Here is a 22,268-nt window from a genome sequence, read left to right on the forward strand (position 1 = left end):
TCACTATTTTTTTTATGTAATTTAAAGTTAGATAATTTACAATTTAACTACAGTATAGCTTGAATTATTTAAAAATGTAGTTATAATTAAATAATGTCGACATTATTGAAAAATACTTTAAATATTGGTTTTGAATTAAGCCAACACAAAAATAACTCAAGAGTTCAGGTCCTTAAGCTGTCAAAAAATACTGTAGAAAAATTTTCTAAAAAAATAGTTGATCATAATGTTCAATCAATTGAATATAAACCTTTTTTAAGGTTTTATCTTGCTGATTGTCTAAACAAGCTAACCGATGATACTTTAGGTAAATTTCTATTAAAAACTCTTAAGAATCGATCAACAGGGGCAATATTACTAGAATGTGAGCTATTAAATAACTCAACGCTTAACGGAATAGAGTTTATAGATTTTAATGTTCTACTTTCTACGGCAATTTCTCATCTTATCGGCATTCCAAATCTTGATTCAATGTCTGGCAAGTTTTATGCCAGATTTAGTGTTAAAAATGAAGATAATAGTGACAGCTATCTCCGTCAAGCTCATCGCAGAATGGAACTCCACAATGATGGGACCTACGTTGAAGAGACTACTGACTGGGTAATCATGCAAAAAATTCTTGAAGTTGATGTCGAAGGTGGTGATTCACTTCTACTTCATGTTGATGACTGGAAGGATTTGGACAAATTTTATCATCATCCATTAGCAAAAGAAAATCTTCAATGGGGATCGCCCTCTAGTAAAAATATTACTTATAAAACGTCTCACCCAATCTTTTTAGAGGAGATGAATGATGGAAAGCCAATTATGTCTTTTATTGATCAATTCGTTGAACCTTTGAATATTGAGCAAGGGCTTTATTTATATGAAATGGGAGATTCACTTGAAAAAGAGACGAATACTTCAAATGTCAAATTACCCGAAGGCAGTATGCTTATTATTAATAATTATTGCTGGCTTCATGGAAGAGACAAATTTATAGCCAAAAAAAACCTTCATAGAGAACTTCTTCGTCAAAGAGGTGTTTTTGCTGAAAATACTGGCGATAATGATAAATAATTTATTCCATATACACTTGTAAAAATGAAGACGGAGCTAATGTTCGATTATGTTGTTTTAGGAGGTGGTATTGTTGGCGTTTCGACGGCACTTTCACTTATCACAAAACACCCTGATAAACGCATCCTGCTAGTTGAAAAAGAGGAATCTTTTGCTCAACACCAAACGGGACACAATAGTGGCGTCATTCATGCTGGTGTTTACTATGAACCTGGCAGCTTAAAGGCAAAATTTTGCAGAGAAGGATTAACAGAAACAATCAAATTCTGCTTGCTTCATAAAATCCCATATGAGCAGTGTGGTAAGCTATTAGTAGCAACTAATGACACAGAATTGAAGCGGATGAAAGAGCTTTATGAGCGGTGCAAATCGAATAATATTGAAGTTGAAATTTTAAACGAAAAAACATTAAATGAAATTGAACCAAATATCTCTGGTAATGGTGCGCTATTAGTCAAGTCAACTGGAATCGTTAACTATAAATTAATTACAAAGAAAATGTCAGAGCAATTTGAGTCATTAGGTGGCATGTTTCTTCTTAACACTAAAATAATTAATCTTAAAGAAGACGAAGATAAAATTCAAATAATAACTTCGAATGAAATATTCAGCTCAAGATATCTTGTTTGCTGCGCAGGGCTAATGGCTGACAGAATAGCAAGACTACTTAAAATTAAAATTAACTTTCAAATTGTTCCATTTAGAGGAGAGTACTTCAAGCTTCCTGAAAAACATAACAATCTCGTTAAGCATTTGATCTACCCAATACCTGATCCAACTCTCCCCTTTTTAGGAGTTCACTTAACCAAAATGATTGATGGAAGCATAACTGTTGGACCAAATGCGGTTCTTGGATTTAAGCGTGAAGGTTACAGTAAGTTTAATTTCAGCCTTAAGGATAGTTTTCAACTATTATCATTCAAAGGGTTTCATAAAGTACTTATAAAAAACTTTAAATCGGGCTTATATGAAATGAAAAATTCAATCTTTAAGAGAGGTTATTTAAAGGAGGTTCAAAAATATAGCCCTTTGGTAAAAATTAGCGATCTCAAGACATACCCTGCAGGAATTAGAGCACAAGCAGTTTTGGATGATGGCACACTTGTGCATGACTTTTTATTTGCTGAGAGCAGGCGATCAATCCATGTATGTAATGCACCATCTCCTGCAGCAACTTCAGCTATACCAATTGGAAGGTATATTACGGATAAAGCGACTGAGGCTTATAACAAACTAACTTAATTTAAAAAACTGCCTTATAGTCTCAGCAAACTGAGCTGATTGAACGCTTTCTGGCTTCGCTTTAAGCTTAATTAAAGCAGGGTCTACAAATTCTTTTGGAATTGTAATATCCCTTCTAGCCGACAGAAGATCTTTTATAAAATTAACTAAAAACTCTGGATGCGCTTGCATTGTAAGAACTTTATCTTTGATATAAAAACCAGCATTTTCACAAAATTTAGATTTTGCATAAACAGTTGCCCCCTCTGGCAATCGAAGAACTTGATCTTGATGACAAATATTTAAGGTTACCTCTTCCAACAAGTTACTCATGTAACCTGTTTTATTGTTAATTTGGTAAGTATGAAGCCCCAAACCCCATCCTTTTGTTGACTTTTCAACATGGCCTCCAAGCGCTTGGGCAATTAGCTGGTGACCAAAACATACTCCAAAGATTGGTAGGCTGTCCTTATAGATATTTTTAATCAGATCACTGACTACTGGTATCCAAGAATGATCTTCATAAACACCGTGAGGAGAGCCAGTAACAATCCATCCATCACACTCAAGGTGATCTTTTGGAAATACTGAATCAAGAATATTAAATGTTTTAAACTCAAACACTTTCTCTTCAGAATTAATAAGTGCAATAAGCATTTCTGCATAAGTACCATATTCTTCAACCAAATCTTCTGAAGCCCTTCCAACTAATAATATTCCAATTTTCATCATATTCTTAAGAAATTAAATTTTTACTTGTTTCATTTTTTGTTTTGCCCTTATAACTAGATAATCATGCGCAATAGTCGCTGCAATAATTGCTGTAATTTCAGCATGATCATAAACCGGAGCCACTTCAACAACATCTGCACCAATAAAATTTAAATTTTCTAAGCCCCTAATAATTCCTAAGGCCTGGGCAGAAGTTAAACCTCCCGAGACTGGTGTTCCAGTTCCAGGTGCATAGGCTGGGTCAAGACCATCAATATCAAACGTAAGGTATGCAGGGCGATCTTTAACGACTTCAATTATTTTTTTAATTACTTTATTTACGCCATTATCATGAACCCATGGCGCATCAAGAATAGTCACCCCCTTGGTATTGCTATTATGAGTTCTTATTCCAACTTGTATGGAGTGCTCGGTATCAATTAAATTCTCTTTGATGGCTCTTGAAAACATCGTGCCATGGTCAAGCCTTCCATCTTCATCGGGCCAAGAATCTGTATGCGCATCAAAATGAACAAGCGCAATTGGTCCATGCTTTGCAGCGTGTGCCCTTAAAAGTGGATAGGTTACAAAATGATCACCCCCAAAAGTGAGCATCTCTGCCCCAGAGTCTAATATAGTTTTAGCATGGGCTTCGATTTGAGCAACCACATTTACATGAAAACCATAATCCAATTCGCAGTCTCCATAATCCGTTACCGCTAATGTTTTGAAGGGGTCTATTCCGTCTGGAAATGCTAATAATTCTGCAAGCTGAACTGAGGCTTCTCTTATTGCTTTAGGGCCAAATCTTGCGCCAGGTCGAAAGCTCGTTGCAGCGTCAAATGGAATGCCGCTCACAGCAATATCAACGCCCTTTAGATTCTTTGTATACTTGCGCCTTAAAAAACTAAGAGCGCCGCCATAGGTCATTTCATTGTCTCTGCCATAGAGAGTTTTTTTAGTGAAAGCTTGATCGGTCTTTATTTCTTCAAAGTCATCAGTACTCATTAATTTTTCCTATATGTTGAAAAACTAGTTTCTTATTATAATCGGTCCATTAGCGAATAATATAGCATGCCAAGTTTCATACTTGGATTCCTAAGAAACCTTCCACCAGGGAAACTTTGCCTTGGAATCTTTGCCATAATATCAAAAGTCTCTCCATTTCCAGTAATTTTCTCAGAAACTAATTTTCCAGAGTAGCTAGCAAGAGCAACACCTTGACCAGAATAGCCTTGAGCAGATATAACTTTTTCATTATGAAGAGTTGTAAAGAATGGCAGGCGATTCATTGTTATCGCAAGCTTTCCTCCCCAAGCATAATCGATTTTTATGCCCTTTAAAAATGGATAAATTTTCTCTAAAGGCTTAGTTACTATGGGAATAATATTACTCGAAAGTTCTTGAGAATAATTCTCACCACCACCAAAAAGTAAGCGCTTATCAGCACTCATTCTAAAATAGTTGATTACAAATCTTGAGTCAGCAAAGGCTATATCTTTTGGGTTTATCTTTTGAACCGTTTTATCATCAAGCGGCTTAGTTGCAACAATATAGTTATTCATTGGCAGTATTTTTGATGTTAAGCTTTTTTCAAAATTACCAAGGTAACCATTACAAGCCAGAACAACTCGATCTGCTTTGATGGAGCCATCTTTAATGATTACCTTAACATGGTCATCATTAACTTTATAACTTAATGCAGGAGTATCTTCAAAGATCTTTGCACCTGCAGAGATAGCAGCTTTTGCAATCCCAAGTGCATAATTAAGTGGGTGGCAGTGAGCCTCGCCTTCATCATAACTACCTCCATAATATGTATTTGAGCCAGTCACATCTCGCATTTCATTATCATTCAAATACTCAATGTCATGATAATCATAGTTTTCATTCATATGATCTACATATTGTTTTGACTCTTCGCAATATTTTTGCTTATGATTGGGGTGGGCAATACCTTTTTTATAATCACACTGAATTTGATATTGATCAATTAGATGTTTAGCGTGATATTTTGATTTCTCGCCAATCTCCCATAAAACTTTAGCATAATCAACTCCTAACGTTTTTTCTAGATAGAACTGGTCTCTTCTCATACCACCAGACACTTGGCCTCCATTAGCACCAGAGGCTCCAGATGCCAGCTTGTTGGACTCAAGCAGGAGAACATTTACCCCTTCTTTTGCCAAATAAAGAGCAGTCGATAGACCCGTGTAGCCTCCACCAATTATGCAAACGTCAGCATGCACGTCGCCAGTAAGCTTAGGTTGATCAATCTCAATATTTCGAGATGCTAGGTAATAAGATTGCACGCAAAGAAAGTATTTACTTAATTGATTTGGCAGTCAAATCAAGACACTTCCAAACCTTTTCAACTATCTCATCAATATGCTCATTAGTACAAATTAAAGGAGGAGAAATAACCATCTTATTTTTAATTGCCCTCATTACTAGGCCATTCTCATAACAAAAATCACGACATTTTCCAACAATCTCTCCACTATTATCAAATCGCTTGCAATTTTCTTTATCTTCAACAATTTCTATTGCTGCAAGCATTCCAACTTGTCTAGCTTCACCCACCAAGGAATGGTTCTCTAAATCCTTCCACTTACTTCCCAAGTATGGGGCGGTATTATTTTTGACTTTGTGAATTATATTAGTGCTCTCCATTAACTCAAGGTTAGCAATAGCTGCTGCCATACAGGCTGGATGTCCTGAATAAGTATATCCATGATTAAACTCTTCCTTAGCTGAGGCTAATACATCCACAATATCATCATGAACAATAACACCTCCAACTGGCAGATAACCCGAAGTTACTCCCTTTGCAAATGCCATTAAATCTGGCTTAAAGTTAAAGTGTCCAGAACCAAACCATTCCCCAGTCCTTCCAAAGCCACATATTACTTCATCTGCAACTAAAAGGATATTTCTCTCTTTACAAATTCTACTAATCTCTGGCCAATAAGTTTTTGGAGGAATAATAACTCCACCTGCACCCTGAATTGGTTCCGCAATAAATGCAGCAACGCGATCTTCACCAAGCTCGTCAATCTTTTTAGCAAGGCTTTGAGCCATCTTAATTCCAAATTCATCCTCATCAATTTTTCCACCTGCCTCAACACAAGCATCATAATAGTAGGGTTGTTCTACATGTTCAATATCAGCAATTGGTAAGCCGCCTTGAGCATGCATGGCGCTCATTCCACCTAAACTAGCACCTGCCATAGTAGAGCCATGGTAAGCATTTTTGCGACTAATAATGACAGACTTAGAGGGCTTGCCTTTTGCATTCCAGTAGTGTCTTGTTAATCTCACAACAGTATCATTTGCTTCAGACCCAGAACCACAAAAATAAACTTTATTCATCCCTTCTGGAGTTTTATCCGCAATCATTTCAGATAACTTAATTGCAGAAGGATGACTAGACCCAAAGAAATTATTATAGTAAACAAGTTCTTTCATTTGCTCATTCACAGCCTTAATAATTGATTGTTGACCATAGCCCATATTAACGCACCATAGGCCAGACATACTATCTAAAATCTTCTTACCATCATTGTCATAGATATAAACTCCATCTGCTCGGCTGATGATATGAGTTTCCTCAGGCTTATTGATGTAACTTAAATCACTAAAGGATTGAATTAAATGCTTGGCATTTTTTTGTTGGAGAGCTGATGTGCTTATAGTCATGGGAATTCCTCAATTAAATTATCAACTTAAAATTGCAAGAAATTGAAATTATCTTGCAACACAATTTTAAATGTTATAGTGTAATACTTTTTTGAATCATGAGTAAAAAATAATTTACGATTGTTCAAAAGCAACATAAACAATTAAATAGCAAACTTTTAAATACATGACTAATATCGCTGAAGAATTTTTAAAGAATAATCCAGATTTAGAAAAAATTGAATTTATATATGTTGACTTTAATGGTATCCCAAGAGGCAAATATGCCGCACCAAAAACGCTAGTTAAAGCTTTTGATGGTGGCCTTAAAATGCCTATATCAAGCTATGTACTTGATGTTTGGGGTGATAACCCTAAGGGAACTGGACTGGTGATGTCAGGTGACGGTGATGCAATATGTAGGCCCGTTATAAGCTCACTAGCAGTCACGCCATGGAGCACTCGCAAGACAGCCCAGTGCCTTGTTAGTATGGAAAATGGTGATGGAGAGGCAATTTATGCAGACCCAAGACAAATCCTATCTTCAGTTCTTGAGCGTTTTCAAAAGCTTAATTTAAAGCCAGTTATCGCACCTGAAATGGAATTTTATCTTGTAGATAAACAATTACAAAAAAATGGCCATCCACAAATGCCAATCATTCCGGGTACTAACAGAAGATATGAAGATGTTCAGCTTCTCAACTTGAATGAGATGGATGACTTTGAAAGCTTCTTTGCCCTAGTAGAAAAAAGTGCTCACTCCTTAGGGATTCCTGCTGAGACTGCCATCAAGGAGTGTGCACCTGGACAATTTGAAATTAATTTACTACATCATAATGACGCCCTCTTGATGGCTGATCAGGCCTTTTTAATGAAACGCTTAATTAAAAACTGCGCTAGACAATTTAATATGAACGCAACCTTTATGGCCAAACCTTTTTCAGATCAAGCTGGCAACGGTATGCACGCGCACCTTAGCATTATTGATAAAGATGGTAACAATGTTTTTACAGTCGACAAAGATAAACAGCCTCAAGGTATTTTTGCGAACTCTATTGCGGGCCTTTTAAAGAATGCCCCTGATTTTCTTTCTTTTTATGCGTCCCACTCAAATTCATATCGACGTTTAGTTCATAATGCAGATCACGCTCCAACAACATTAAGCTGGGGTAATGAAAATAGGACTGCCCTAGTAAGATTACCGGAGGCATCCTCAAAAGCAACGCGATTAGAGTTTAGACTTCCAAGTGCAGACTCTAATCCTTACTTAGTATTTGCATCCATTCTTTCAAGTGTTTTGTCAGGAATAACAAATAAATATCCACTTGATAAAGAAACCATTGGAAATGCTCATGCGCAGCATGAAGCCGCACTAGGAATAACCTGGAGAGAGGCCGTTGATAAAACAAGTGAATCCCCAGTAGTTAAAGAATTTTTTGGTGAAAAGTTTCAAAAATCCTATCAATGTGTCAAAGAATCTGAGATAAAAAGATTTGAAAGTACGATTACTGACTTTGAATATAACTCATATTTAAGGCATCTTTAATATATGATTAAATTGTAATTTCAAAAAAAAGGTGCATATTAAAGAATAAACTTTAATATAATCCAGTTAGTAAAAATAAAAATAAAAGGAGAGTAATAATGAAAAATAAATTAAATAATCTACTTATTGCTGGAGCGTTAACATTTACCGCTCAAGCTGTAATTGCAGAAGAAGTAGTTAATGTTCTAAACTGGTCTGATTATATTGATGAGCAGGTTAATACAGACTTTACAGCTGCAACAGGTATTAAGGTTGTCTATGATGTGTTCGATTCTAATGAAGTCCTCGAAGCAAAGCTTCTTGCAGGAAGCTCTGGATATGACGTTGTCGTTCCTTCTAGTAGTTTCTTAGCGCGTCAAATTGAAGCGGGTGTCTTCCAAAAATTGGATAAATCAAAATTATCAAATATTGGAAACATGTGGAGCGACATTGAAGAGCAGGTAGCCCAATTTGGTCCACTAAATGACTACTCTGTTAACTACATGTGGGGAACAACAGGTATTGGCTACAACGATGGTTTAATTAGTGAAAGGATGGAGAATGCTCCTACAACCTCTCTTGCTATGGTCTTTGATCCAGATGTCGTTTCAAAATTCGCTGATTGCGGTGTTCATCTTCTAAATGCGCCAACTGAAATAATTCCTGCAGCACTTGCTTATCTTGGTGAAGATCCAAGAAGTACTGATTCGGATGTTATAGCTAAAGCAGAAGCTGTCTTGACCAAGGTTCGTCCGTACATTCAAAAATTTCACTCTTCTCAGTACATTGATGCTCTTGCAAATGGAGATATATGTCTAGTTGTTGGCTGGTCAGGTGATATATTTATGGCTCAATATGCAGCCTGGGATGCGGAGAATGGTGTAGAAATCGTTTATTCGATTCCTGATGAAGGCGCTCTAATGTGGTTTGATCAATTGGCAATTCCAGACGACGCTCCTAATGCTGATAATGCGCATAAGTATATCAACTGGATAATGGATCCTGAGCAAATTGCAACAGCAACAAACTATGTTTGGTATGCGAATGGTAATCTAGCCTCTCAACCTCTCCTAGAGGAAGACCTTCTTAATGATCCAGCGGTTTATCCAACACCTGAGGTTATGGAAGGTTTATACATTAGCCCAACTTACGATTCTAAATCTCAAAGAGTAGTAACACGTACCTGGACTAAAGTCACAACAGGTCAGTAACTTTAAACTACTATTACCTTCATGATGCTGTGCATCATGAAGGGTTTTTAATAATCATAATTCTATGTCTGAAAATATTAAAGTCAGCCCTTGGCTCGATTCAAGTCAGAAGCCGTATATCCAAATTCAAAATGTCACCAAGCGGTTTGGTGAATTTACAGCAATCGATAATTTAACTCTAGATATCTACAAAAATGAATTTTTCTCCTTACTGGGTCCTTCTGGTTGCGGAAAAACAACGCTCCTTCGAATGCTTGCAGGCTTTGAAAAAATCACTGATGGCAAGATTCTTGTGGATGGAGAAGATATATCTGAAATACCTCCTCACCTAAGACCAATTAACATGATGTTCCAGTCCTACGCGCTTTTTCCTCATATGACTGTTGAAAAAAATATTGCCTTTGGATTAAAGCAAGATAATCTCCCCACTAATGAGATTAATCAAAGAGTAGAAGAAATGCTTGAGCTTGTTGAACTTACTGACTTTGCTAATCGCAAACCTAATCAGCTCTCTGGTGGCCAAAGTCAAAGAGTCGCTCTTGCGAGAAGCTTAGCCAAGCGTCCAAAATTATTACTTCTTGATGAGCCTTTAGGGGCACTCGATAAAAGATTGAGAGAGCAAACTCAGTTTGAACTAATGGATATTCAGGAAAAACTAGAGGTCACTTTTGTTATTGTTACCCATGATCAGGAAGAGGCGATGACTGTTTCAAGTAGGATCGGCGTCATGGATTCTGGAAATTTAGTTCAAGTTGCAACACCCACAGAAATCTATGAGGCACCAATCAACAAGGATGTTGCTGACTTTATAGGTGACGTTAATATATTAAAGGGAATCTACAAAGGACAAAATGAAGTTGGCACTCAATTATTTTCTGAAGATTCAAATTCAATTGTGTTTGCAACACAAGAAGTTGGCGCCTCAGTTGAAGATGAAATGTGGTTTGCAATCAGACCAGAAAAACTTGAAATATCTAAAGTAGCGCCATCTCATGATCACAATATATTAAAAGGAACGATTGAAGATATTGCCTATGGAGGAAGCTTTTCAACTTACCATGTCAAACTAGATAATGGAAGAATCTTAAAAGCAATACGTGCAAATCGTGAAAGAACTAAAGAGCATCATTTAACATGGGATGATGAAGTTTACCTTCAATGGGCTCCTCATTCTGCTGTGGTTCTTCTTTCATAGTAATCTGTGAATCTTAGACAAAAAAAATCAAACTTTTTTAAGGGTATTTTTACTGGAAGAAATGCTGTAATTGCAATTCCATATATTTGGCTGCTTTTGCTTTTTTTACTGCCTTTTATCTATGTTTTAAAAATAAGTTTTGCAGAAACAATTTATGCAAGACCGCCATACTCCTCCCTTCTTATTTGGGGAGATTCATGGCTACCTTCAATCAAAGCAAGCTTTGATAACTATTTATTTCTTTTTAGTGACTCTTTGTATATTAAAGCTTACCTTTCAAGTTTAAAAATTGCCTTTATCTCAACAATACTAACTCTAATAATAGGATACTCAATAGCCTACAGCGTCGCAAGAGCTCCCACCCGATGGAGAGGAATATTGCTAATGCTTGTTATTCTTCCTTTTTGGACTTCTTTCTTAATAAGAGTTTATGCGTGGATTGGCATACTAAAGACGGAGGGCTTACTAAACTTAGCTTTAATGTCCATTGGAATTATTGAAAAGCCACTCATGATAATGAATACTGATCTTGCAGTCTATATTGGCATTGTTTACTCTTATCTGCCTTTTATGATTCTGCCTTTGTATGCAAATCTTGAAAAAATGGATATGAGTTTATTAGAAGCTGCGGCTGATCTCGGGTGCAGACCCTTTAAAACCTTCTGGACAGTGACTGTTCCACTTTCTCTATCTGGAATAATCGCTGGCTGCTTCTTGGTTTTTATACCAGTTATGGGCGAGTTTGTAATCCCAGATTTACTTGGCGGCTCTGAAACGCTAATGATTGGAAAGGTTCTTTGGACAGAGTTTTTCTATAATCGAGACTGGCCAGTTGCCTCAGCAGTAGCAATTCTTCTACTTGCAATTCTCGTTGTCCCAATAATGCTTTACCAAAGATCACAAGAGAAGGCAATATCATGAAAAAGTTTGGTAGCTTCAATATTTTCTCACTGATTGTTGGATTTTCATTTTTATATATACCAATAATATTATTAATTTTATTTAGCTTTAATGAATCAAGATTAGTTACAGTTTGGGGTGGTTTCTCAACTAAGTGGTATGGTGAGCTATTGCAAAACCAGGGTATAAAAGATGCCGCCTGGGTAACAATAAAGGTTGCCTTTGTTTCTTCAACTATTGCAACAATTTTAGGAACTATTGCTGGTCTAGTAATGACTCGTTTTGGTAATTTTAAAGGCAGGACTCTTTTTTCAGGGATGATCTATGCACCAATGGTTATGCCAGAAGTAATCATTGGGCTATCAACTTTACTTATGTTTGTAGCGCTTGCAATTGATCGAGGTATTTTTACTGTTACTTTGGCTCATATAACATTTTCGATGTGCTATGTTGCAGTTGTTGTGCAGTCAAGAATGTCAAGCTATGATGATAGTCTTACGGAGGCGGCACTGGACCTAGGGTGCACCCCATTTAGAACGTTTATCCTAATAACACTTCCAATAATCCTCCCAGCAGTTATCTCTGGCTGGCTTTTATCTTTCACTCTGTCACTTGATGATCTAGTAATTGCGAGCTTTACTTCTGGCCCAGGATCTACAACCCTTCCAATGAAAATATATTCTATGGTGAGACTTGGGGTCACTCCTGAAATAAATGCAGTTTCAACAATCTTAGTAGGAGTTGTCACTCTAGGAGTCATAGCTGCCTCATTAATTGGAAGACGACAGAAACAACAAATTCTAAAAACGCAACATACGTGAAGGACATTTTAGATCAATAGAGCATTATAATTAGCACCTTTAAAGTTCAACACAGCTACAAGGATAAATTATGCTAAAAAATACTAGCCTTTTAAAAACTCAGGGCTACATCAACGGACAGTGGGTTGGTGATGATGCTCAATCGCGTTTTGATGTGACTAATGCTTATACAAATGAAGTAATTAGTACTTTGCCAGACATGGGTAAAAAAGAAACTGATGAGGCCATCGATGCAGCAAATGCCGCGTGGCCAGATTGGCGCAGCCGAACTGCTAAAGAAAGAGCAATTATCTTAAAAAAATGGTTTGATTTAATTATGTCTAATCAAGAAGATTTAGCTATATTAATGACAGCAGAACAAGGAAAGCCATTAGCAGAAGCTAGAGGTGAGGTTGGTTATGGCGCTTCCTTCATAGAATGGTTTGCAGAAGAAGGAAAAAGGACCTATGGTGACATAATTCCAACGCCTGCAAATGACAGAAGAATACTTGTAATTAAACAACCAATCGGGGTTGTAGCTTCAATCACGCCTTGGAATTTCCCAATCGCAATGATCACAAGAAAATGTGCTCCTGCAATTGCTGCTGGCTGTCCAGTTGTTATTAAGCCCGCTGCAGAAACTCCATTATCAGCGCTAGCAATTGCAGAACTTGCTGAGCAAGCTGGAATACCCAAAGGAATAATAAATGTAGTTGTTGGAACTAATTCAAGTGAAATTGGACAAGCGTTAACCAGCAGTCCAATTGTAAGAAAACTTTCATTTACTGGCTCAACTGCCGTTGGAAAAATTCTAACACGCAACTGCGCCGACACAATGAAAAAAGTATCTATGGAGCTAGGAGGCAATGCTCCATTTATAGTCTTTGATGATGCCGATATCGACTCTGCAGTCTCAGGTGCAATGATTTCAAAATTTCGTAATACTGGGCAAACCTGTGTTTGCACTAATCGCTTTTTAGTTCAAGACGGAATTTATGATGAATTTGTAAATAAACTTGCTGAAGCCGTTAAAACATTAAACGTTGGAAATGGAATGGATGAAGGAGTTAATCAAGGTCCATTAATAAGCCTTAAAGCCCTTGATAAGGTTAAAGACCACTTGTCAGATGCTGTTGATCGAGGCGCTGTAATTGTTGCAGGTGGAAAACCTCATCAAAATGGCGGCACTATGTTTGAGCCAACCGTAATAAGCAATGTAGATAGCTCTATGAAAATGGCTTCAGAAGAAACTTTTGGGCCGCTTGCACCAGTATTCAAATTTTCAACTGAGAAAGAAGCAATAGATATGGCTAATGATACAGAATTTGGACTAGCCTCTTATTTTTATACAAATGATATTAATAGAATATGGCGCGTATCTGAAGCCTTAGAATACGGAATGGTTGGCGTTAATGAAGGCGTCATTTCTAATGAAGTTGCTCCATTTGGCGGAATCAAAGAGTCAGGATTAGGCAGAGAAGGCTCGCACTATGGAATAGATGACTTTCTAGAACTAAAGTACATTTGTATGGGCGGGCTAAAGTAATATTTTTTTTAAACCTATAACTTTAATCTAGCTCAATAACTCTACTAACATTTTTAAACATGATTTCCAGTGCGCCTTTTCACTGGTTGGTATAATGGCGCATTTGAATTTATAAAATACAATAATGAAAGTTGGAATTCTTGGTCTTGGTACAGTTGGTGGTGGCGTTGTAAATGTATTGCAAAAAAATAGCGAATCTATTGAAAGGCGCACTGGCGTTAAAATAGAAGTTGTTTTAGCAGGCGTTAGAGATGTCAAACAAAAACGTATCTGCGATACCTCAAACATCAAATTAACTATAGATCCTTTTGAGGTTGTCAATCACCCTGATGTTGATGTAGTTCTTGAGCTGATTGGTGGAATTGGACTTACAAAAGAGCTAGTTGAAACAGCCATAAACAATGGAAAACATGTCATTACTGCCAATAAGGCGTTGATTGCGAATCATGGCAATGAATTAATTAAATTAGCCAATAAAAAACAAGTACGTCTTTTATTTGAAGCCTCAGTGGCTGGAGGTATTCCAATTATAAAATCTCTTGAACAGGGCCTGAGTGCAAATAATATTGAATCGCTTGCTGGAATCATTAACGGGACGGGTAACTTTATTCTTACTGATATGAAGGAAAAGGGAAGGGATTTTGACGACGTTCTTAAAGAGGCACAAGCATTAGGTTACGCAGAAGAAGACCCAACTTTTGATGTTGAGGGTATTGATGCTGCTCATAAGTTATCTATTCTAGCTGCAATTGCATTTGGTACTGAACTACAATTTGATAAAGTTTCTACCAAAGGTATCAGTGATATAACGACTGAAGATATCATTCATGCTTCAGAGCTCGGTTATACAATTAAACATCTTGGAATAGCAAAAAGAGCTGGTGAGGGAATCGAACTTCGAGTGCACCCTACTCTAGTTCCAAATAAACAATTAATTGCACAAGTCGATGGCGTGATGAATGCAGTTATGGTTAAAAGTGATGCTTTAGGAACTAGCTTATATTATGGCGCTGGAGCTGGTGATGAGGCTACCGCTTCTGCAGTTATTGCTGATCTAAATGACATCATTAACAACCAAACAAGTAATCATATCTTAGGCTGGAAATCTCAACAAAAACTCCCTGTAATTAAAAGTGATGATATTCAAAGTGAATTCTTTTTAAGGTTATTAGTGAGTGATATTAAAGGAGTTCTTGCTAAAGTTACAGGGATATTTAATGACCATAATGTTAGTATAGATGCGCTAATTCAAAAGCAAGCCGATGAAAATAATAACGCTCATATTGCAATAACAACTGATAAAGTTAGCACTAAAACAGTCATGAGTATCAAAAAATCGATTGAAGCGAGCGCCTTTAACCAAGCGGAAGTTCAAATTATACATATTGAATTATTAGACTAAACTAATTGAGAGAACTATGAGGTATACAGGATTAATTGACAAATATAGAGACACTCTGCCTGTCAGCGACAACACTCGCATCATAAGTCTTGGTGAAGGTAATACACCATTAATTAGACTTGAAAATATCCCATGTGAAATGGGAACGCAAGTTGAACTATATATAAAGTATGAAGGATTAAATCCTACAGGGTCATTTAAAGATCGCGGAATGACTATGGCAGTTACAAAGGCTGTGGAAAGTGGCTCAAAAGCAATTATTTGTGCGTCAACTGGAAACACTTCGGCTGCAGCTGCTGCCTATGCTGCAAGAGCAGGAATTAAAGCATTTGTTCTCATTCCAGAAGGAAAAATTGCACTAGGTAAATTAGCGCAAGCAATGATTCATGGCTCTACTATTATTCAAATTAAGGGTAACTTTGATGACGGCATGCAGCTCGTTAAAGATGTTGCTGAATTTGCACCTGTTTCAATAGTCAACTCAATCAATCCTTTTAGGCTTCAAGGTCAAAAAACTGCAGCATTTGAAATTATTGAAGAGCTCGGTCATGCTCCAGATTACCACTGCCTCCCTGTTGGTAATGCAGGAAATATTACTGCGCACTGGATGGGCTATACAGAATATCACGAGAAAGGAAAAGCAGACTCAACACCAGCCATGCTTGGTTATCAAGCTGAAGGTGCTGCTCCATTTATTCACGGTTCGAGAGTTCATAATCCAGAAACTATTGCTACTGCAATAAGAATTGGAAATCCTCAAAGTTGGGATCAAGCTTTAAAACTTAGTAAAGAATCAAACGGATGGTTTGATGCATTTTCAGATGAAGAAATTTTAGCAACACAAAAGATGCTTACTGAAAAAGAAGGAATTTTTTGTGAGCCAGCTTCTGCAATATCAGTTGCAGGAGCCCTAAGAGATATAAAATCAGGAAAAATACCTGATGGTTCTAGCGTTGTATGTACGCTTACAGGTCATGGACTTAAAGATCCAGATACAGCAATCTCCCAATGCGATCCAAGTGCAATGATTAACGTTAATCCAACACTTGAGGAAGTAAAAAAAGCCATCTTAAACAATATGTAGTTCTTCAGGCTTTAAATTTATGATAATAACTATCAAAATATGAGCAATCAAAACTATAAAACAATCGATCAATGCATAGGAAAAACTCCTTTAGTGAGGCTGCAAAGATTAAATCCAAATCCTACTAATATTATTCTTGGTAAGCTCGAAGGCAATAATCCAGCTGGATCTGTTAAAGATCGTGCTGCCCTTAATATGATTATTGAGGCAGAAAATAGGGGTGAGATTCATCCTGGAGACACTCTTATTGAAGCAACTAGTGGGAACACAGGCATTGCCCTAGCTATGGTTGCAGCAATAAAGGGCTATAAGATGATTCTAATTATGCAAGAAAATCTATCGCAAGAGAGAAGAGATGCGATGACTGCATATGGTGCAGAATTGATTTTAGTGACCAAAGAGCTTGGTATGGAAGGAGCGCGTGACCTTGCAAATCAAATGAGCTCAGAAAATAAAGGCCTTCAGCTTAACCAATTTTCTAATCAAGATAATCCAAGCGCTCACTATGCCTCAACTGCCAGAGAGATTTGGAATGATACAAATGGAGAAATTACACATTTCGTAAGCTCCATGGGTACTACTGGTACCATTATGGGTGTTTCAAGGTATCTCAAAGAAAAAAATCCAGCAATACAAATTGTAGGGATTCAACCTGATGATGACTCACACATTCCAGGAATTAGGAGATGGCCTAAAGAGTATCTCCCCACTATTTTTGACTCAACCAGGGTGGATAAAATTATGGATATCTCGCAATCAAGTGCAGAGCAGGCAACAAGAGATCTTGCAACTCGTGAAGGCATCTTCTCTGGTGTATCTGCTGGAGGCGCAGTAGCTTCAGCAATAGAGCTTTCTAAGCAGGTTAATAATGCCGTTATTGTTACAATTGTTTGCGATCGTGGTGATCGCTATCTTTCTACAGGGGTCTTCAAAGTCTAAAAATCTAGATTTTTATATGTCTCTATCTGTTTTGAAGACTAATTTTCTTCAAAAATATGTGTACAATTGTAAATTCGTAAATTCTTAAAATTTAAATAGGAGAGACAAATGAGTATTAAGCTAGGCTTTACAAAGTCGTCGATTGCATTTGCAGTCGCGCTATTATCATTAAACATGACAGTTCAAGCAGGTGCAGTTTATGATTATATTAAATCAAATAATGAATTAATGATTGCAACTGATGCAAACTGGGCACCATATTCTTACATTAACGATGCCGGTGAAATGGAAGGTTTTGACGTTGATGTTGGTAGAGAAATTGCTAAGCGTATGGGTGTAGAAGCTCGCTTCATCACTCCTTCATGGGATATTATTACTTCAGGTAACTGGAATATGCGTTGGGACGTATCAGTTGGCTCTATGACGCCAACAGAAACTCGCTCTGAAGTGCTCAACTTCCCTGCAGTTTATTATTACACCCCAGCTGGTTTTGCTGTTCATACAGATTCACCTATAACAACATTGTCAGGTTTAAATGGAAAGAATGTTTGTACTACTGCAGCCTCAACTTGGGAAATGTATCTTGAAGGAAGTTTAGATATGATTGATGCTCCGGCATTTACATATAAAGTTACGCCAGGAACAATTACTTCACTTGCTGATGGTCACACATGTCTTGATGATACTCGTCTAGGTGCTGGTGTTCGTAATGATGGTATCATTGATTCTATTCCAATGATTCAAGGTGCAATAGAAGATGGATATCCAATTCGCTTCTTAGGTGATCCTGCTTTCTTTGAACCTCTTTCAGTAGCAACTGATAAAGGCAATGATGATCCTGAGTTAGATGCAGAGATTGCTAGAATTATTGCTGAAATGAAAAAAGACTATACATTGACTTCAATGTCAATGAAGTGGTTTAAAAACGCAGATGGTAGTTCAAATGACTACACTGTTGCGTTTTAATTAGAACAATTAGTTATATAAGTTTCAATTAGGTTTTAGAGAAAGGTATGTTCGTCGATACCGTTATTGAAGATAAGTCGCTGCACAAACCAGCGTTCCTTTTAGGATTATCAATAGCGGTATTGGTGTTTTTCTTTGCCTTTAATTTTACCAACACCATATTTGGTGAATTCCTCAGTCCAGTTATTGGAAATCCGCAAGAAAGTGGGTTTTTTGGTCGACTAGTTGTTTCGTTTGTACTTTCAATAATATTTGTCCTAAATTTATTATTAATTAGCTTTGCTAGGTTGAAAATTCAAATATTTATTGTTTGGATTGAATTATTTTTTCTTTTTCTTGCTTTTGCCTACTCTTTTGATCTTGAGTTAGCGTATATATTTATCGGTGAGCCAAGCAAAATTTGGCTTATGATTTCTAAGGGTCTTTTTACTACGATTTATATTTCAGCAGTTTCAATTGCAATTGCTACTGCTATAGCAATCGTTGGAGCTATTGCTAAACTTTCAAATAATGGCTTTGCTTATGCGATAGCAAGTTTTTATACATCTTTATTTAGAGGGCTCCCTCTTCTTCTACAAATTTATCTAATTTATATGGGCCTTCCTCAACTAGGATTCATGATTGATGCTATTCCTTCTGGTATTGCAGCTCTGTCACTTTGTTATGGTGCCTACATGACAGAAATTTTTCGTGCAGGTATTCAAAGCATACCAAAAGGGCAATGGGAAGCCTCAAGAGCATTAGGTTTTAAATTTGGACTGATACTTCGAAAAATTATATTACCCCAGTCAATACCAATTATAGTTCCACCAACCGGCAACCAATTTATTGCAATGCTTAAGGATAGTTCTTTAGTTTCTGTTCTTGGGATTTGGGAGTTAATGTTTATGGCCAAAAAAATAGGCTCAAAAGATTTTAATAATTTAGAAATGTTACTTACGGCTGCAATGATTTATTGGGCCCTTACAATAATTCTTGAAATGATTCAGGCTCGCATTGAAAGAAAATACCAACAAAAGGCTTGATTGTGAATACTAAAGCTAAAAATGAAAACCCTGTTATATCCCTCGATGGTGTCAGCAAATGGTATGGAGATTTTCAGGCGCTTAAAGATATAAATCTTGAAATAAATCTTAAAGAAAAAATTGTAATCTGTGGCCCATCTGGTTCAGGAAAATCGACTCTAATTCGATGTCTCAATCGACTTGAGGCTCATCAAAAAGGTAAAATTCTTGTTAGCGGAGTTGAGCTTCATGAAACCATGAAAGATGTTGATATTGTTCGACGAGACATTGGAATGGTATTCCAAAATTTTAATTTATTTCCACACTTAACTGTCCTTGAAAACTGCATGGCTGGGCCAAACTGGGTCAGAGGAATTGATAAAAAAGAAGCAGAAAAAAGAGCAGTGGCCATGCTTGAACAAGTCAAGATTCCAGAGCAGGCGGACAAATATCCAGATCAACTATCTGGTGGTCAGCAGCAGCGAGTTGCAATTGCTAGGAGCTTATGTATGGAGCCTAAAGTCATGTTATTTGATGAGCCAACTTCAGCACTAGACCCTGAAATGGTTTCAGAAGTTTTGGATACCATGGTCGAGCTTGCAAATAGTGGCATGACAATGATTTGTGTTACTCATGAAATGGGCTTTGCCAGACAAGTTGCAGACAGAATAATATTTATGGCAGATGGGGAGATTGTGGAGCAAAATACTCCAGATGAATTCTTTAATAACCCAAAAAGTGATCGCACTAAAACTTTTTTAGATCAAATTCTTATCTAATAATTTAAATATTTTTAAAATAATCTTTAAAAGCATCAATAACCGCCAAAATATCTTCTTTACTAATTCCTAGGTGGCATACTAACCTTCCTCGATCAAGATTAGAAATTATAATATTTCTATCAAAAAGGTGCTTTCCTAAGCTTTCTCTGTGCTGTTCTGGACAATCTACAAAAACCATATTTGTTTGATTTTCACCATAGTCTATAGTTAATTCTGATAATGATGACAGGCCACTAGCAAGATATTTTGCATTATCATGATCCTCTTGAAGCCTCTTTACATTATTCTTTAAAGCATACATTCCATAAGCAGCGATAACGCCAACTTGTCTCATGCCGCCACCAAGCATCTTTCGTAATCGCAAGGCTTTATTAATGGTAGCTTGATCACTTACTAAAAGAGATCCAATTGGAGCGCCTAAGCCTTTTGATAAGCATATTGATATACTATCAAAACTTTCAGTTAAAGCCTTCAGTGTTAGGCCTGAATGTATATGTGCATTAAATAAGCGAGCACCATCCAAATGTACTTTTAAACCTTTACTATGCGCAGCTTTTGCCAATGCATCAAGCTCCTGTTGAGGCTGAACTTTTCCAGAAAAAGTGTTCTCTAAACAAAGAAGTTTTGTTACAGCATAATGAGGGTCGTTATCTTTAATTTGACTGAGCATATCGCTTACTTTCATAGATCCAGATGCTGAAGTATCAATAGGACAAATCCCAACACCACCTAAAACTGAAACTCCTCGAGCCTCATAAACATTAGTATGATAGTGTCTTCCAATTAAAACTTCATCACCTCTTTGACAATGGGCGAGCATAGCAGTTAAATTACTTTGAGTGCCACTTGGAAAAAATAAGCTTGCTTCTTTTCCTAAGAGATTTGCTGCATATTCTTGAAGCTCAATTACCTCAATATCCTCTTGGTAAACATCATCACCAAGTTTTGTATTATTAATACTTGCAAGCATTTCATTGGATGGCAAAGTAACTGTATCACTTCGAAAATCTATTGGACTCTCTAACTTCTCTTGGTTACTAATATTTTTCTTATATTGGCTCATAACTGATTTACTCTTAAGGATTGTATTCTGGATAGGCTAAAGTGGCTACAAGATGAGTTCTAGGTTCATCTCCACCATTAAGAGCGGTGTGGTAACCCCTCGTATCCGTAAAATATACGGAGCCATCAGCAGGAAGGTGGGTGCAGTGATGGTTAACTATAAATAAAGAACCTGGGTTTGTATAAATTGGAATATGTATCCTTGGCTCAGGATCTCTATGCCATGAATTGCAATTAAAGCTATCTTTCTCTAATATACGAACCCTTCCAATAGGGTAACGAGCTGACAGCTCATTGTGAATGGTTTCAAAATAAGTACCCTTAAACACTTCAACAAGCTCAGTAAATAAACCTTCATCAACTAACTCATCCTTGGCTATCTCTTCATAGCTATCATCTAAGCGAGTATAGTAGCGACCCACAAGATTATTATCAGACTCAACAGAGCTATTCTTTCTGCGAGTCATCGCAAGAGCATGAAACCCTGACGCAGCAGTTTTAAACTCTGACATAGCTTTAACCTCATCAAGCGCTTCGCGCATTTGATTAATATCAAACTTAAGATTTAATTTGATAATGTGCTCATTGCCTTTAAAAGAAGCAACTGATTCAATATCAACTTTTTTATTGATATATGAATTTAACTCTTTTGTGTCTTGCGAGATGCTCATCAGTTTATTTTTTTTGAAATAAAGATTTAAATTATATAACTAAATTTTTAAAAAGGCTTAACAACAACAAGAATGATAATGCCAACAAGAAGTAAAACTGGAAACTCATTAAACCATCGATAAAAAGTATGACTACGTGTATTTTTATCTTCAGCAAATACTCTCACCAAATAGCCACAATAAAAATGATACGCAATTAGAACTGCAACTAAAGCTAGTTTAAGCTGAAGCCAATATTGATCAGCATAGACTTCCCAAGCATAGCCATAAAGCATCCAAACGCCCATAAGCGTTGTGATAATGAAGCTTGGCATCATAATGCCTCTATATAGTTTTCGCTCCATTACTTTGAAGCGCTCTATACTAATCTCATCAGTTGACATAGCATGGTAAACAAAAAGTCGCGGCAAATAAAACAGTGCTGCAAACCAAGTTATTACCGTCAAAATGTGAAAAGCCTTAATCCAAAGCATTTGAACTCCAAAATAGTTACATAATACCGTCAGAATACA

At 36.8% G+C, this 22,268-nt stretch carries 21 protein-coding genes; 14 read left to right on the forward strand and 7 right to left on the reverse strand.

Annotated elements, in window-relative coordinates; all coding sequences use genetic code 11:
• Positions 1 to 93 precede the first annotated feature (93 nt).
• Entirely contained in the window at positions 94 to 1,059 is a 966-nt protein-coding gene (gene glaH, locus ABXT49_RS06290) for a glutarate dioxygenase GlaH (protein WP_416651267.1), read from the forward strand.
• Positions 1,060 to 1,098: 39 nt separating this feature from the next.
• Positions 1,099 to 2,301 (forward strand): L-2-hydroxyglutarate oxidase, encoded by a 1,203-nt coding sequence (gene lhgO, locus ABXT49_RS06295; protein ID WP_416651268.1) that lies wholly within the window; start codon positions 1,099 to 1,101, stop codon positions 2,299 to 2,301.
• Here the strand turns inward: lhgO and ABXT49_RS06300 are convergent.
• From ABXT49_RS06300 to ABXT49_RS06315, 4 genes are read right to left on the reverse strand one after another with little or no spacing between them, the layout of a single operon-like run.
• A complete protein-coding gene (locus ABXT49_RS06300; RefSeq protein ID WP_416651270.1) occupies positions 2,293 to 3,012 on the reverse strand; it encodes a glutamine amidotransferase-related protein in 720 nt (239 codons plus the stop codon). The two genes, lhgO and ABXT49_RS06300, sit on opposite strands and share 9 nt — an antisense overlap.
• 12 nt (positions 3,013 to 3,024) lie before the next feature.
• Positions 3,025 to 3,999, reverse strand: coding sequence for an agmatinase (gene speB / locus ABXT49_RS06305; protein WP_416651272.1), 975 nt, complete (start codon positions 3,997 to 3,999; stop codon positions 3,025 to 3,027).
• 35 nt (positions 4,000 to 4,034) lie between these two features.
• Positions 4,035 to 5,303, reverse strand: a complete 1,269-nt coding sequence (locus tag ABXT49_RS06310) for an NAD(P)/FAD-dependent oxidoreductase (RefSeq protein WP_416651273.1) — start codon at positions 5,301 to 5,303, stop codon at positions 4,035 to 4,037.
• Between the two features lie 13 nt (positions 5,304 to 5,316).
• The gene (locus ABXT49_RS06315; RefSeq protein ID WP_416651274.1) at positions 5,317 to 6,690 is read right to left on the reverse strand and encodes an aminotransferase; all 1,374 of its coding nucleotides are present in this window, start codon (positions 6,688 to 6,690) and stop codon (positions 5,317 to 5,319) included.
• A 166-nt stretch (positions 6,691 to 6,856) separates the two neighbouring features.
• On the opposite strand from ABXT49_RS06315, the gene ABXT49_RS06320 reads away from it, so the two are divergent.
• The 12 genes from ABXT49_RS06320 (at position 6,857) to ABXT49_RS06375 (ending at position 20,020) form a co-directional block, all read left to right on the forward strand.
• Positions 6,857 to 8,215: a glutamine synthetase family protein gene (locus ABXT49_RS06320; RefSeq protein WP_416651275.1), complete on the forward strand. Its 1,359-nt coding sequence runs from the start codon at positions 6,857 to 6,859 to the stop codon at positions 8,213 to 8,215.
• 98 nt (positions 8,216 to 8,313) lie between these two features.
• Entirely contained in the window at positions 8,314 to 9,405 is a 1,092-nt protein-coding gene (locus ABXT49_RS06325; RefSeq protein ID WP_271541051.1) for a polyamine ABC transporter substrate-binding protein, read from the forward strand.
• 64 nt (positions 9,406 to 9,469) lie between these two features.
• Positions 9,470 to 10,600: an ABC transporter ATP-binding protein gene (locus ABXT49_RS06330; protein WP_416651276.1), complete on the forward strand. Its 1,131-nt coding sequence runs from the start codon at positions 9,470 to 9,472 to the stop codon at positions 10,598 to 10,600.
• 6 nt (positions 10,601 to 10,606) lie between these two features.
• Positions 10,607 to 11,521: an ABC transporter permease subunit gene (locus ABXT49_RS06335; RefSeq protein ID WP_416651278.1), complete on the forward strand. Its 915-nt coding sequence runs from the start codon at positions 10,607 to 10,609 to the stop codon at positions 11,519 to 11,521.
• A complete protein-coding gene (locus ABXT49_RS06340; protein WP_416651279.1) occupies positions 11,518 to 12,321 on the forward strand; it encodes an ABC transporter permease in 804 nt (267 codons plus the stop codon). The genes ABXT49_RS06335 and ABXT49_RS06340 overlap by 4 nt, the downstream gene beginning before the upstream one ends.
• A 70-nt stretch (positions 12,322 to 12,391) precedes the next feature.
• A complete protein-coding gene (locus tag ABXT49_RS06345; protein WP_416651281.1) occupies positions 12,392 to 13,846 on the forward strand; it encodes an NAD-dependent succinate-semialdehyde dehydrogenase in 1,455 nt (484 codons plus the stop codon).
• Between the two features lie 124 nt (positions 13,847 to 13,970).
• Positions 13,971 to 15,248 (forward strand): homoserine dehydrogenase, encoded by a 1,278-nt coding sequence (locus tag ABXT49_RS06350; RefSeq protein WP_416651282.1) that lies wholly within the window; start codon positions 13,971 to 13,973, stop codon positions 15,246 to 15,248.
• Positions 15,249 to 15,264: 16 nt separating this feature from the next.
• Positions 15,265 to 16,332: a threonine synthase gene (gene thrC, locus ABXT49_RS06355; RefSeq protein WP_416651284.1), complete on the forward strand. Its 1,068-nt coding sequence runs from the start codon at positions 15,265 to 15,267 to the stop codon at positions 16,330 to 16,332.
• Positions 16,333 to 16,371: 39 nt separating this feature from the next.
• Positions 16,372 to 17,271 (forward strand): cysteine synthase CysM, encoded by a 900-nt coding sequence (cysM, locus tag ABXT49_RS06360; RefSeq protein ID WP_416651286.1) that lies wholly within the window; start codon positions 16,372 to 16,374, stop codon positions 17,269 to 17,271.
• A gap of 108 nt (positions 17,272 to 17,379) precedes the next feature.
• Positions 17,380 to 18,237, forward strand: a complete 858-nt coding sequence (locus tag ABXT49_RS06365; RefSeq protein WP_416651288.1) for a transporter substrate-binding domain-containing protein — start codon at positions 17,380 to 17,382, stop codon at positions 18,235 to 18,237.
• A 47-nt stretch (positions 18,238 to 18,284) separates the two neighbouring features.
• Positions 18,285 to 19,262 (forward strand): amino acid ABC transporter permease, encoded by a 978-nt coding sequence (locus ABXT49_RS06370; RefSeq protein WP_416651290.1) that lies wholly within the window; start codon positions 18,285 to 18,287, stop codon positions 19,260 to 19,262.
• Between the two features lie 2 nt (positions 19,263 to 19,264).
• A complete protein-coding gene (locus ABXT49_RS06375) occupies positions 19,265 to 20,020 on the forward strand; it encodes an amino acid ABC transporter ATP-binding protein (protein WP_416651292.1) in 756 nt (251 codons plus the stop codon).
• A 4-nt stretch (positions 20,021 to 20,024) separates the two neighbouring features.
• On the opposite strand, the gene ltaE is transcribed toward ABXT49_RS06375, so the two are convergent.
• Genes ltaE through hemJ form a run of 3 tightly spaced genes read right to left on the reverse strand, consistent with a single transcriptional unit; the run spans position 20,025 to position 22,229 of the window.
• A complete protein-coding gene (gene ltaE / locus ABXT49_RS06380) occupies positions 20,025 to 21,086 on the reverse strand; it encodes a low-specificity L-threonine aldolase (protein WP_416651293.1) in 1,062 nt (353 codons plus the stop codon).
• 13 nt (positions 21,087 to 21,099) lie between these two features.
• Positions 21,100 to 21,756 carry a hypothetical protein gene (locus tag ABXT49_RS06385; RefSeq protein WP_416651295.1) on the reverse strand — a complete coding sequence of 219 codons (657 nt, stop codon included), beginning with the start codon at positions 21,754 to 21,756 and terminating at the stop codon, positions 21,100 to 21,102.
• A gap of 47 nt (positions 21,757 to 21,803) precedes the next feature.
• Positions 21,804 to 22,229 carry a protoporphyrinogen oxidase HemJ gene (gene hemJ, locus ABXT49_RS06390; RefSeq protein ID WP_416651297.1) on the reverse strand — a complete coding sequence of 142 codons (426 nt, stop codon included), beginning with the start codon at positions 22,227 to 22,229 and terminating at the stop codon, positions 21,804 to 21,806.
• Positions 22,230 to 22,268: the final 39 nt, after the last annotated feature.

Origin of the sequence: Candidatus Pseudothioglobus sp. Uisw_086 (assembly GCF_048085745.1) — a bacterium.
Taxonomy (GTDB): Bacteria; Pseudomonadota; Gammaproteobacteria; order PS1; family Pseudothioglobaceae; genus Pseudothioglobus.

Coding starts and splice junctions, on each gene's coding strand:
- ABXT49_RS06385 (WP_416651295.1), bottom strand. CDS start 21,756: ATGAGCATCTCGCAAGACACAAAAGAGTTAAATTCATATATCAATAAA.
- ABXT49_RS06325 (WP_271541051.1), top strand. CDS start 8,314: ATGAAAAATAAATTAAATAATCTACTTATTGCTGGAGCGTTAACATTT.
- ltaE (WP_416651293.1), bottom strand. CDS start 21,086: ATGAGCCAATATAAGAAAAATATTAGTAACCAAGAGAAGTTAGAGAGT.
- lhgO (WP_416651268.1), top strand. CDS start 1,099: ATGTTCGATTATGTTGTTTTAGGAGGTGGTATTGTTGGCGTTTCGACG.
- ABXT49_RS06330 (WP_416651276.1), top strand. CDS start 9,470: ATGTCTGAAAATATTAAAGTCAGCCCTTGGCTCGATTCAAGTCAGAAG.
- ABXT49_RS06315 (WP_416651274.1), bottom strand. CDS start 6,690: ATGACTATAAGCACATCAGCTCTCCAACAAAAAAATGCCAAGCATTTA.
- ABXT49_RS06370 (WP_416651290.1), top strand. CDS start 18,285: ATGTTCGTCGATACCGTTATTGAAGATAAGTCGCTGCACAAACCAGCG.
- ABXT49_RS06365 (WP_416651288.1), top strand. CDS start 17,380: ATGAGTATTAAGCTAGGCTTTACAAAGTCGTCGATTGCATTTGCAGTC.
- glaH (WP_416651267.1), top strand. CDS start 94: ATGTCGACATTATTGAAAAATACTTTAAATATTGGTTTTGAATTAAGC.
- ABXT49_RS06350 (WP_416651282.1), top strand. CDS start 13,971: ATGAAAGTTGGAATTCTTGGTCTTGGTACAGTTGGTGGTGGCGTTGTA.
- thrC (WP_416651284.1), top strand. CDS start 15,265: ATGAGGTATACAGGATTAATTGACAAATATAGAGACACTCTGCCTGTC.
- ABXT49_RS06340 (WP_416651279.1), top strand. CDS start 11,518: ATGAAAAAGTTTGGTAGCTTCAATATTTTCTCACTGATTGTTGGATTT.
- cysM (WP_416651286.1), top strand. CDS start 16,372: ATGAGCAATCAAAACTATAAAACAATCGATCAATGCATAGGAAAAACT.
- ABXT49_RS06345 (WP_416651281.1), top strand. CDS start 12,392: ATGCTAAAAAATACTAGCCTTTTAAAAACTCAGGGCTACATCAACGGA.
- ABXT49_RS06320 (WP_416651275.1), top strand. CDS start 6,857: ATGACTAATATCGCTGAAGAATTTTTAAAGAATAATCCAGATTTAGAA.
- speB (WP_416651272.1), bottom strand. CDS start 3,999: ATGAGTACTGATGACTTTGAAGAAATAAAGACCGATCAAGCTTTCACT.
- hemJ (WP_416651297.1), bottom strand. CDS start 22,229: ATGCTTTGGATTAAGGCTTTTCACATTTTGACGGTAATAACTTGGTTT.
- ABXT49_RS06300 (WP_416651270.1), bottom strand. CDS start 3,012: ATGATGAAAATTGGAATATTATTAGTTGGAAGGGCTTCAGAAGATTTG.